This is a genomic window from Microbacterium sulfonylureivorans, from assembly GCF_003999995.1.
Taxonomy (GTDB): domain Bacteria; phylum Actinomycetota; class Actinomycetes; order Actinomycetales; family Microbacteriaceae; genus Microbacterium; species Microbacterium sulfonylureivorans.
Window position 1 is genome coordinate 1,093,679 of record NZ_RJAD01000001.1, and the last position, 11,377, is coordinate 1,105,055.

General features: G+C 70.8%; 12 protein-coding genes. 5 read left to right on the top strand and 7 right to left on the bottom strand.

The window, feature by feature from the left end; all coding sequences use genetic code 11:
• Positions 1 to 138: 138 nt before the first annotated feature.
• The 5 genes from EER34_RS04810 to EER34_RS04830 form a co-directional block, all read right to left on the bottom strand.
• Entirely contained in the window at positions 139 to 600 is a 462-nt protein-coding gene (locus EER34_RS04810; RefSeq protein WP_127473398.1) for a hotdog fold thioesterase, read from the bottom strand.
• Positions 597 to 1,787: a bifunctional 2-methylcitrate synthase/citrate synthase gene (locus EER34_RS04815; protein ID WP_127473399.1), complete on the bottom strand. Its 1,191-nt coding sequence runs from the start codon at positions 1,785 to 1,787 to the stop codon at positions 597 to 599. Before EER34_RS04815 ends, EER34_RS04810 begins: the two co-directional genes overlap by 4 nt.
• Positions 1,788 to 1,893: 106 nt before the next feature.
• Positions 1,894 to 2,793: a methylisocitrate lyase gene (prpB, locus tag EER34_RS04820; RefSeq protein WP_127473400.1), complete on the bottom strand. Its 900-nt coding sequence runs from the start codon at positions 2,791 to 2,793 to the stop codon at positions 1,894 to 1,896.
• A 118-nt stretch (positions 2,794 to 2,911) separates the two neighbouring features.
• Positions 2,912 to 4,438 (bottom strand): MmgE/PrpD family protein, encoded by a 1,527-nt coding sequence (locus tag EER34_RS04825; protein WP_127473401.1) that lies wholly within the window; start codon positions 4,436 to 4,438, stop codon positions 2,912 to 2,914.
• Between the two features lie 8 nt (positions 4,439 to 4,446).
• Entirely contained in the window at positions 4,447 to 5,073 is a 627-nt protein-coding gene (locus EER34_RS04830) for a GntR family transcriptional regulator (RefSeq protein ID WP_127473402.1), read from the bottom strand.
• Between the two features lie 183 nt (positions 5,074 to 5,256).
• Here EER34_RS04830 and EER34_RS04835 point away from each other — a divergent pair, with 183 nt between their 5' ends.
• From EER34_RS04835 to EER34_RS04855, 5 genes are read left to right on the top strand one after another with little or no spacing between them, the layout of a single operon-like run.
• Positions 5,257 to 6,180, top strand: a complete 924-nt coding sequence (locus EER34_RS04835; RefSeq protein WP_127473403.1) for an ABC transporter ATP-binding protein — start codon at positions 5,257 to 5,259, stop codon at positions 6,178 to 6,180.
• Positions 6,177 to 7,796: an ABC transporter permease gene (locus EER34_RS04840; protein ID WP_127473404.1), complete on the top strand. Its 1,620-nt coding sequence runs from the start codon at positions 6,177 to 6,179 to the stop codon at positions 7,794 to 7,796. Before EER34_RS04835 ends, EER34_RS04840 begins: the two co-directional genes overlap by 4 nt.
• On the top strand, positions 7,789 to 8,268 hold the full coding sequence (locus tag EER34_RS04845) for a GbsR/MarR family transcriptional regulator (RefSeq protein ID WP_240642123.1): 480 nt from the start codon (positions 7,789 to 7,791) through the stop codon (positions 8,266 to 8,268). Before EER34_RS04840 ends, EER34_RS04845 begins: the two co-directional genes overlap by 8 nt.
• 10 nt (positions 8,269 to 8,278) lie before the next feature.
• Positions 8,279 to 8,809, top strand: coding sequence for a ribonuclease H family protein (locus EER34_RS04850; protein WP_127473405.1), 531 nt, complete (start codon positions 8,279 to 8,281; stop codon positions 8,807 to 8,809).
• Positions 8,810 to 8,848: 39 nt separating this feature from the next.
• The gene (locus tag EER34_RS04855) at positions 8,849 to 9,826 is read left to right on the top strand and encodes a zinc-binding dehydrogenase (RefSeq protein WP_127473406.1); all 978 of its coding nucleotides are present in this window, start codon (positions 8,849 to 8,851) and stop codon (positions 9,824 to 9,826) included.
• 22 nt (positions 9,827 to 9,848) lie between these two features.
• Here EER34_RS04855 and EER34_RS04860 read toward each other — a convergent pair whose 3' ends face one another.
• Both EER34_RS04860 and EER34_RS04865 read right to left on the bottom strand, forming a co-directional pair.
• Positions 9,849 to 10,325 carry an NUDIX hydrolase gene (locus EER34_RS04860; RefSeq protein ID WP_127473407.1) on the bottom strand — a complete coding sequence of 159 codons (477 nt, stop codon included), beginning with the start codon at positions 10,323 to 10,325 and terminating at the stop codon, positions 9,849 to 9,851.
• A gap of 10 nt (positions 10,326 to 10,335) precedes the next feature.
• Complete coding sequence (locus EER34_RS04865; protein WP_127473408.1) at positions 10,336 to 11,349, bottom strand: aldo/keto reductase family protein; 1,014 nt, start codon at positions 11,347 to 11,349, stop codon at positions 10,336 to 10,338.
• Between the last annotated feature and the right edge of the window lie 28 nt (positions 11,350 to 11,377).

The following is an 11,377-nucleotide window of genomic DNA, read 5'->3' on the forward strand; positions in this document are numbered from 1 at the left end:
CCGACGCTAACAGGATGAGGGCAGAAACTGCAAGCGCTTACATCGTGAGAATGCGCTCATTCGCGGAAGGGGCCGCCGACCGGTCCCGCGATTTCGGGGCTCGTCAGGCAATCGCTTGCATCGCGCCGCCGCGAGCGATCACTCCGCGCTGCGCGCCTCCGCCGTGGCATACGTGCTGCGCTGCTCGATGACGGCGAGCGTGCACCGCGAGATGCAGGCGAGCTTGCCCGCGTCGTCGACGATGCGGACCTCCCAGACCTGTGACCGTCGGCCGATCGCGGCCGGTGTCGCCGTGGCGGTCACCCAGCCGGTGAAGACCGGTCGGATGTGGTTGGCGTTGATCTCCTGCCCCACGACGTGGAATCTCTCGCGATCGACCGACAGGTATCCCGCCCACGACGCCAGCGTCTCGGCGAGCGCGACGGATGCTCCGCCGTGCAGGACGCCCGCGGGCTGCGTGGTGCGGTGGTCCACCGGCATCCGCCCCACGAGAGCGTCGTCGCGCAGCTCGACGACCTCGATGCCCAGCGTCTCGATGAGCGTCGAGCCCGCCATGGCGTTGAGGTCGATGCCGGCGACATCGCCGACCCACAGGCTCACTCGGCGGCCTCCTCCGGACGGTCGGCGACCGCGGCGACCGCTTCGTCGGGGACGTAGCCCTCGATGTGCCGCTCGTCCGGGCCGTTGTACTCCGACAGCGGCCGGATGAGCGCGTTCGACCCCAGCTGCTCGATGATGTGCGCCGTCCACCCCGTGACGCGCGCCGCGACGAACAGCGGCGTGAAGGTCAGGGTGTCGAAGCCCATCAGGTTGTACGCCGGCCCCGACGGGTAGTCGAGGTTCGGGTAGATGCCCTTGCGCGAGACGAACTCGGACTCGAGCGTGTCGTACAGGGCCGCGACATCCGGCCGGTCGTAGTGCTCGACGAGCGTGTCGAGCGCCGCCTTCATCGTCGGCACGCGCGAGTCGCCTCGCTTGTAGACGCGGTGACCGAAGCCCATGATCTTGCGCTTCTCGGCGAGCGCCTCGTCGAGCCAGGGGCCGACGTTCTCGGCCGTGCCGATCTCGTCGAAGATGTGCAGGACGGCCTCGTTCGCCCCGCCGTGGAGCGGGCCCTTGAGGGCGCCGATCGCACCGACGACGGCCGAGTAGAGGTCGCTGAGGGTCGAGGCGATGACGCGGGCCGTGAAGGTCGAGGCGTTGAAGGAGTGCTCGGCGTAGAGGATCATCGAGCGGTTGAACGCATCGACGACCACGTCGTCGGCCTCTTCTCCGAACACCATCCAGAGGAAGTTGGCGGCGTAGTCGAGATCGCTGCGCGGCTCGATCGGCTGCTGGCCGCGGCGGCGGCGCTGGCCGTAGGCGACGATCGCGGGGAGCACGGCGAAGAGCCGCACGCTGCGCGCCAGGTTCTGCTCGGCGCTGCCGCTCGCATCGAGCACGGAGCCCGAGCCCGCGAGGTCGCGCGCGCCGATGAGGCTGGCCGCCGTGCGCACTTCGTCCATGGGATGGGCGTCGCGGGGCACGAGGTCGATCGCGGCGCGCACGTCGGCCGGGAGCGACCGGTACTCCCGCTCGGTCGCCCGCAGCTGGGCGAGCTGCACCTCGGTCGGCAGCTCGCCGTGCCACAGCAGATACGCCACGGCCTCGAACGACTGCGTGGCCGCGAGCTCCTGCACGGGGTAGCCCCGGTACAGGAGGGAGTTCGTCTCCGGGTTGACCTTCGACACCGCCGTGTAGTCGACGACGACTCCGGCGAGGCCCTTCTTGATGTCGGGTCCGGTCATTTCGCTCCTTCGAGGTGCGGCATGTCCCACTTTGTGCCGATATGACCCTGCCATAACGGGATGAAGTGGGACACGTTGGGGATGAATGGGGACATGATGCGCTGATTCAGCGGGCGATCTGGAAGTTGAAGACGTCCTGGTCGAAGTGGTTGTACTGCTCGTAGTCGATGAGGTCGTACAGGTCGGCGCGGTGCTGCATCTCGCCGAGCCTGGACGTCAGGTGGCCTTCGTCGTTCAGCGTGTCGAGGGCACGGGATGCCGCGCCCATCGCGATGCGCAGAAGCGAGACGGGCCAGATCACGATGTTCACGCCGGCATCGCGCAGCTGATCGGTCGAGAAGAGGTCGCTCTTCCCGAACTCGGTCATGTTGGCGAGGATCGGCACATCCAGAGCATTGCGCATCGCCTCGAACTCGGCCAGGTCGCGCATCGCCTCGGGGAAGATCGCGTCGGCTCCGGCATCCACCAGCGCCTTCGCCCGGTCGATCGCGGCATCCAGGCCCTCGACCGCCCGGATGTCGGTACGGGCCATGATGAGGAAGTTCGGATCGCGGCGGGCGTCGGCGGCGGCGCGGATGCGCTTGACCGCGGTGTCCTCGTCGACGACGGCCTTGCCGTCGAGGTGTCCGCAGCGCTTCGGGTTGATCTGGTCCTCGATGTGCGTCCCGGCGAGGCCGGCGTCCTCGAGGGTCTGGATCGTGCGGGCCACGTTCATCGGCTCGCCGAAGCCGGTGTCGGCGTCGATGATCGCCGGGAGGTCGGTCATCCGCGCGATCTGCTGACCCCGCCCGGCGACCTCGGTGAGCGTCGTCAGGCCGATGTCGGGGAGTCCGAGGTCGGCCGACAGGACCGCTCCCGAGATGTAGACGCCTTCGAAGCCCTTGCGCTCGATCAGCCTCGCCGTCAGCGGGTTGAACGCTCCGGGGAACCGGAGCAGCTCGCCCGACGCGAGCCGCTCGCGGAAGAGCCGCCGCTTCTCGGCGGCCGGCACCTGCGAGTACAGCATCAGCCGGCCGCCTTCCGAAGCGCGGAGATTCGGGGCTTTCGCGGAGCACAGAGGGCCGATCCTCCGCGATCCACGTGATTCTCCGTGGAGCGGATGCCGCGCACGGTCGCGCCGCGCATCAGAAGAGGCCCTTCGGCGCGGGCGCAGCCGCGAGGACGCCGAACTCGGCGACGATGGTGAGCTGCTGCACCTCCTCGGGGGTGAGCTCGGGCAGGCGCTCGGCGAGGTCGAGGAAGCGGTCGATCTCCTCGGCCGAGAGGACCGGCTCGGCGAGGATCCGGAACTTGCGGATGTAGTCCTCGCGCGCGAACGGCCGTGCGCCGAGCGGGTGGGCGTCGGCGACGGCGATCTCGTCCTCGATCACGGTGCCGTCTGTCATCGTGATGACCACGCGTCCGCCGAAGGCCTTCTCGTTCGGGTCGTCGGAGTGATAGCGGCGCGTCCACTCCGCGTCTTCGGCGGTGGTGACCTTGTGCCACAGCGCGACGGTGTCCTCGCGGCCGGCGCGCTCCGGGGCGTACGACTCGACGTGGTGCCACCCGCCGTCCTGCAGGGCGACCGCGAAGATGTACGGGATCGAGTGGTCGAGCGTCTCGCGCGACGCCTTCGGATCGTACTTCTGCGGGTCGTTCGCGCCCGATCCGATGACGTAGTGCGTGTGGTGCGACGTGTGCAGCACGATCGACTCGACGTTCTCCGGGTCGACGAGCTCGGGGTGCTCGCTGTTGAGGCGCCGGGCGAGGTCGATCCAGGCCTGCGCCTGGTACTCGGCCGAATGCTCCTTCGTGTACGAGTCGAGGATGCCGCGCTTGGCCTCGCCGGCGGCGGGGAGCGGGACGTCGTACGAGGCATCCGGTCCGTCGAGCATCCACGCGACGACGCCGTCCTCGCCTTCGTAGATCGGGCTTGGCGAGGTCTCGCCGCGCATCGCACGGTCGACGGCCTCGACGGCCATCTTTCCGGCGAATGCGGGGGCGTGCGCCTTCCACGTCGAGATCTCGCCCTTGCGCGACTGGCGCGTCGCGGTGGTGGTGTGGAGGGCCTGTCCCACAGCCTGGTAGATCGTCTCGACGTCGAGTCCGAGGAGCGTGCCGATGCCGGCGGCCGCCGACGGGCCGAGGTGGGCGACGTGGTCGATCTTGTGCTTGTGCAGGCAGATCGCGCGCACGAGGTCGATCTGGATCTCGTAGCCCGTCGCGATGCCCCGCACGAGCGCCGCCCCGTCGGCGCCGACGTGCTGCGCGACCGCGAGGATCGGCGGGATGTTGTCGCCGGGGTGCGAGTAGTCGGCCGCCAGGAACGTGTCGTGGTAGTCGAGTTCGCGCACCGCGACCCCGTTGGCCCACGCGGCCCACTCCGGGCTCGTCTTGCGGTCGAGCGCGCAGCCGAACACCGTCGCGCCGCTGCCGCCGACCGACACGGCGTGGTCGAGCGCCTGCTGGCGGGCCGCACTGACGGGTGCGCGGGTGAGGGATGCCGCGGCCACCGCCGCGTTGTCGATGACGCGGTTGATGATCATGTCGACGACGTCGGACTCGACCTCGACGGGGTCTGCGGCGACCTCGGCGATGTGCCAGGCCAGCTGCCCCTCACGGGCGAGGTTCTCGTCGCTGCGGTGGACGCGGAGGTGGTGGATGACGGTCATGATCTGCCTTACTTCAGTGATTCGAGGATGTTCGTGAGCGCGTTGTGCAGATGCACGTGCGTGGCGTGCGCGGCCAGGTCGGCGTCGCGCGCGGCGATCGCCGAGGCGATCAGGCGGTGCTCGGCGACGGATGCCGCGAGCCGGTCGGGCTTGTCGCGGGCGAGTCGGCGCACGCGGACGAGGTGGGTGCGGACGGTCCGCAGCGCGGCCGTGAGGTAGTCGTTCGAGACGGAGGCGTCGAGCTGCCGGTCGAACCGCGCGATGAGCGCGTAATAGGCGTCGAGCCCGTCGGCGCGGTCGAGGTCGACGTCGGCGAACTCCCGTGCGAGCACGGCGAAGGCCGAGGCATCCCCCCGCTCGGCGGCGAGGCGGGCAGCGGATTCCTCCAGCGCGCGGCGCACCTCGAAGATCTCGCGGATGTCGTCGGCGTCGATCGGGGTGACGACGGTCACGCGCGGCGACTGCTGCGCGACGAGCCCGTCGGCGGCGAGGCGCCCGAGGGCTTCGCGGAGCGGTGTGCGGCTGACGCCGAGGCGAGCTGCCTGTTCCACCTCGCCGAGAACGGTGCCCGCCGGCAGCGCGCCCTCCTGGATCTCGTCGAGAAGGGTCGTATACGCCCGGTCACTGGCACGCACAGCATCCACCTCCTCGTCGTAGCGCGACCCATTGTATACATAAAGCGGGCCAAGCGGCCATTCGAAGCATCCGATCTCTCACCTGGTATACATACGGTGAGACCATCCGAGGATCGGCGGAAGGTTCCGGCATCATCCGGCACAGTATTCACAAATTCGTGAAACGGGCGTACGCTCCCCCGCATGACCATCGTCATCAGCACCGCCGGACTCACCAAGCACTACGGGCGCGTCCACGCGCTCGACGGCCTCGACCTCGAGGTCGCCGAAGGGCAGATCCACGGATTCCTCGGCCCGAACGGCGCAGGGAAGTCGACCGCCATCCGCGTGCTCCTCGGCCTCGCGAAGGCCACTGGGGGTGAGGCATCCGTGTTCGGCGCCGATCCCTGGCGCGACGCCGTCGCCCTCCATCGGCGCATCTCGTACGTGCCCGGCGATGTGAGCGTGTGGCCCAACCTCTCGGGCGGTGAGGCGATCGACCTGATGGCGAGACTGCGCGGCACCCCGCGCAAGGATCACGCGTACCGCGCCGAGCGGGAGCGCCTGTGCGAGGCGTTCCAGTTCGACCCGCGCAAGAAGGGCCGCGCGTATTCGAAGGGGAACAGGCAGAAGGTCGCCCTCATCGCCGCCTTCGCGGTGCCGGCCGACCTGTACATCCTCGACGAGCCGACGAGCGGCCTCGACCCGCTCATGGAGGTCATGTTCCGCCGCGAGATCGCGCGCATCCGCGCGGCCGGCGCGACCGTGCTGCTGTCGAGCCACATCCTCTCCGAGGTCGAGCAGCTCTGCGACCGCGTGTCGATCATCCGCGCGGGCAGGATCGTCGAGTCGGGCACGCTGACCGAGCTCCGTCACCTCACGCGCACGGAGGTCTCGTTCGAGGGGACGGATGCCGCGACCGCCGCCGGCATCCCGGGCGCCCACGACGTGACGACCGAGGAGGGCCGCGTGCGGTTCACCGTCGACAGCGACGCCGTCGTCGGCATGCTCCCCGAGCTGGCGCGCCGGGACGTGGCGGGGCTGCGGGTCAATCCGCCGTCGCTCGAGGAGCTCTTCCTCCGTCACTACGGCGACGACCTCGCCGCCCTGGAGGGCAACGGACGATGAGCCGCTTCCTGGCGCTGCTCGGCCAGCGCTTCCGCCGCGACTGGCTGCAGCTCGTGCTGTGGACCGTCGGCACCGCGCTCCTCGCCTACCTCGCGTTCGTCGGTGTCGCGGAGTCGTACGGCACCGAGCAGGACCGCACGTCGCTGCTCGCGGCCGCGCTCGCGAACCCCGTGATCCTCTTGTTCCGCGGTCTCCCGTCCGGCGCGGACGAGGGCGCCTTCATGGTGTTCCTCATCTTCCCGTGGCTGGCTATCCTCGCCGCCTTCATGAGCACCTTCCTGGCGGTCCGCCATACGCGCATGGACGAGGAGTCGGGCCGCGCCGAACTCGTCGCGGCCACCCCCGCCGGCCGCCTCCTCCCCGTCGGCGCGACCGCGGTCGAGGGTCTCATCGCGAACGGCGTGCTCGCGATCCTCGTCACTCTCGCCTACCTCGCCGTCGGGCTCCCTCTCGAGGGCTCGCTGCTCGTCGGCAAGGCCGCCGGCGCAGTGGGCGTGACCTTCCTCGGGGTCGGGCTCGTCGCGGCGCAGCTCATGCGCACATCACGCGGAGCCAATTCGCTCGCGGTGTGGATCACGGTCGGCACGTTCGTGGTCGCCGGGCTCGGCAACGCCCTCGGCACGCCCAGCGACGACCTCACCCGCATGAGGAGCTCCTGGCTCACGTGGCTCTCGCCCTTCGGCTGGGCCGAGAACACCCGGGCGTTCGACGAGAACCTGTGGTGGCCGATGCTCATGTGCCTCGGCGTCGGGCTCGGTCTCACGTGGGCGGCGCTCGCCCTCGCGGCGGTGCGCGACATCGGCGAGAGCTTCATCGCCGAGCGGCACGGACGCGCGGACGCCCCGGCGTCGCTCTCGTCCCCCACCGGCCTGGTGTGGCGCCTCACCCGCGGCGCCGTGCTCGGCTGGGCGGTCGGCGGGCTCATCACGGGCATGCTCGCGACGTCGCTCGCATCGGTGGTGAAGGACGTCGGGGCGGAGAATCCGTCCGTCGAGCAGATCCTCTCGCAGATCGCGGGAAGCGGCGACGTCGAGCAGGCCACCGTGACGGTCTTCTTCACGATGCTCGGCGTGCTCGCGGCGTGCTGCGCCGTGCAGATCGTCTGCCGCGCCCGCCAGGAGGAGGCGCACGGCACCGCCGAACCCGTCCTCGCCGCGCCGGTCGCTCGGGTGCGCTGGCTCGCCGACTACCTCCTCATCGCGCTCCTCGCGATCGTCCTCGTCGTGTCGGCGGCGATCGGCGGCGCGGCGCTCGGCATCGCCGGGCAGGGCGGGCGGTGGGACCTGATGCAGGACGTGCTCGTGACCGGCGGCGGCCAGGCGGTCGCGGCATCCGTCTTCCTCGCGCTCACGGCGCTCGTCTTCGTGGTCGCCCCGCGGCTCACCATCGCCCTGGGGTGGACGTTCGTCGTGCTCGGCATGATGCTCGGACTGTTCGGGCCGCTGTTCGGCTTCCCCGAGTGGCTGACCGACCTGTCGCCCGTGGCTGTGGCTCCCAAGGTCGAGGGCGACGACATCGACCTCGCAGGACTCTGGTGGCTGGTGCTCGCCACCGGGGTCGGCGCGGCGCTGTCGCTCGCGCTCATGCGCCGCCGAGAGCTGGCCTCCGGTGGGTGAGCACCCGGGGGCGGAGCCCGCCGAGCAGGCGGCCGCGATGCTCGCCGCGGCCGGCATGGCGCGCATGCCCGCGCGCGTGATGATGGCGCTCGTGGGCTCGCCCGACGACGGGTACACCGCGGCCGAGCTCGCCGAGCGCCTCGGCGTCTCGGCGGCGGCGGTGTCGGGCGCCGTGCGCTACCTGGTGTCGATGCGGTTCATCCAGCGCCTCCCCCGCCCTGGCGACCGCCGCGACCGCTACGACATCGTGGACGACGCGTGGGCGGGCATGATCTCGTCCAACGCACCCCTGTACTCCGGGCTCGCCTCGGCGATGGACGGCATCGCCGACGAGAACGGCGACGCCCCGATGTCGGTCGCCCGCGCACGCGAGATCGCCGACTTCCTGCGCTACCTCGCGGAGCGGATGCCGCGGCTCGCCGACGAGTGGCGGGCCGACCGCGCGGCAAGGTCCCACCCCGACCCCGGGTAGCCTTGCCCGAGTGAGTGACGCCCCCCGCTACATCGTGGCCACCGACGGCGCCTGCAAGGGCAACCCCGGACCTGCGGGCTGGGCGTGGGTCGGCGAGGACGGGCACTGGGCCGCCGGATCGGTGCCCAGCGGCACGAACAACATCGGCGAGCTCCTCGGACTGCTCAAGGCCATCGAGGACCACCCCGACGTCGAGAACCTCGTCGTGCAGGCCGACTCGAAGTACGCGATCGACACGTACACGAAGTGGATGGACGGCCACCGCCGCCGCGGCTGGAAGACCTCGACGGGTGCGCCGACGAAGAACGTCGACCTCCTCGAGCAGCTCATCGCCGCCCGCGACGCCCGTCGCGCGGTGGGGCTCCCCGACGTCGTGCTCGAGCATGTGCGCGGGCACTCCGGTCACGTGCTCAACGCGTGGGCGGACGAACGCGCCGTACGCGCGTCGGAGCACGCCGCGAAGGGCGTCGAGAGCGCATGGTCGTCGCTCGGCTCGCACGAGAGGATCGACGTGTCGGCCGCCCCGAAGAACGGTCGCTGAGCGGCCGGCAGGACCCCGCCCAATCGTCGAGGAGACATCATGCGCGCCATCGTCCAGCACCGGTTCGGTGACCCCGCCGAGGTCCTCGGCGTCGAGGAGGTCCCCCTCCCTGCACCGGGCCCGGGCCAGGTGCGGCTCAAGGTCGTCCTCTCCCCCATCCACAACCATGATCTGTGGACGGCCCGCGGCTCGTACGGCTTCGTGCCCGACCTCCCCGCCCGCGCGGGCACCGAAGCCGTGGGCGTCGTCGATGCGCTGGGCGACGGCGTGACCGGGCTCACCGTCGGGCAGCGCGTCGCCACCGGCGGCACGTTCGGAGTCTGGGCGGAGTACGTCGTCGCACGCGCGGCAGGCCTCGTGCCGGTGCCGGAGGGAGTGCCCGACGAGGTCGCGGCGCAGCTCGTCTCGATGCCGTTCAGCGCGATCAGCCTGATCGACGACCTCGGCCTCGGCGAAGGCGACTGGCTCGTCCAGAACGCCGCGAACGGCGCGGTCGGCCGTCTGGTCGCCCAGCTCGCCGCCGCTCGTGGGATCAACGTCGTGGGCCTCGTGCGCCGCGCCGAGGGTGTGGCGGAGCTCGCGGCGCAGGGCGTCGGCGGCATCGTGGCGACGGACTCCGACGGATGGCAGGACGACGTGCGCGCGCTGACCGGCGGCGCGCCGCTCGGCGTCGGCGTCGACTCGGTCGGCGGCTCGGCCAGCGGCAAGCTGCTGTCGCTCCTCGCCGACGGCGGCACGCTCGTCGTGTTCGGGGCGATGGAGTCGCCGATCATGCGGATGTCGTCAGGCGACCTGATCTTCCGCGACCTGACCGTGCGCGGCTTCTGGGCGAGCACGGTGGGGGCCCGCATGGCCGCCGACAAGCGCGCCGGCCTGTTCGGCGAGCTGATCACGCGCATCTCGTCGGGCGCGCTCACCCTGCCGGTCGCCGCGACCTACGATCTCGGCGAGATCACGGCCGCCGTCGCCGCCAACGCCGAACCCGGCCGCGTCGGCAAGGTGCTGCTGAGCGCCTGACGGGGCTGCTCGCGCGGCCGGCTCACGCGCCCGCGTCGGCCAGGTGCGCCTCGAGCGCGTCCAGCGCGGGGCGCTGCCCCTTCACGAGCTTCTCGCGGGCGTCGGGCAGCGGCATCCACTCGACTCTGTCGACCTCCGGGAACGAAGCGGTCCTCCCCGACCTCGGCGGCCATTCCAGCTCGAACTCGCCGAACGCGAGGCCGTCGAGCGCGAAGCCCGAGCCGTCGGCGACGAACACCGTGACGCGCTTGCCCGACGAATAGGCGAACGTGCCGAGCTCGGCGAACGGACCATCGGGCGGGTCGATCCCGAGCTCCTCACGGAACTCGCGCCGCGCGGCGTCGAGCGCCGGCTCGTCGCCCTCGTCGTACTCGCCCTTCGGGATCGACCAGGCGCCGGCATCCTTCGCCGCCCAGAACGGCCCGCCCATGTGCGCGATGAGCACGACGGGGTCGGGGCCGAGCCGGTAGAGGAGGATGCCGGCGCTCGTGGTCGCCATGCGGCAGAGGCTAGACGACGCGCGTCTTCGGCGACACCGTGTACGTGTCCTCGGCGTCGTCGCAGACGGCGCCCGCGAGCGCGGTGTCGATGGCCGCCATGGTGTCGGCGTCGAGCACGACTCCGGAGGCCTTCACGGTGTCGGCGAGCTGCTCGGGACGGGATGCCCCCACCAGCGCCGCCGCGACGTTCTTGTTCTGCAGCACCCACGCGATCGCGAGCTGCGGCATCGTGAGACCCGCGTCGGCCGCGATGGGCTTGAGCCGCTGCACGGCCTCGAGCACCTCGTCGCGCAGGAAGCTCTTGATGAAGTTCGCACCGCTCTTCTCGTCGGTCGCACGCGAGCCCTCGGGGAGCGGCTGACCCGGAAGGTACTTCCCGCTGAGCACGCCCTGCGCCATCGGCGACCAGACGATCTGCGAGATCCCGAGCTCCTCCGACGCGGGCACGACCTTGCCCTCGATCACGCGCCACAGCATCGAGTACTGGGGCTGGTTCGAGATCAGCTGGATACCGTACGACGTGGCGAGGGCGTGACCCTCGCGCAGCTGCTCGGCCGTCCACTCCGAGACGCCGATGTAGAGGGCCTTGCCCTGGCGCACGATGTCGGCGAACGCCTGGAACGTCTCCTCGATCGGGGTCTCGTAGTCGTAGCGGTGTGCCTGGTAGAGGTCGACGTAGTCGGTGCCGAGACGGTGCAGCGAGCCGTTGATCGACTCCATGATGTGCTTGCGGCTCAGGCCGGTGTCGTTCGCGCCGCGGGGCCCGGTCGGCCAGTAGACCTTGGTGAAGATCTCCAGCGACTCGCGGCGGCGCCCGGCGAGCGCCTTGCCGAGGACGGTCTCGGCCGCGGTGTTCGCATACACGTCGGCGGTGTCGAACGTCGTGATGCCGGCATCCAGTGCCGCGTGCACGGTCGCGATCGCCGCACTGTCGTCGACCTGCGAGCCGTGCGTCACCCAGTTGCCGTACGTGATCTCCGAGACCTTGAGACCACTGTTGCCGAGATACCGATAGTTGACCATCCCTCCACGCTAGCGGCGCGCGGGCGGC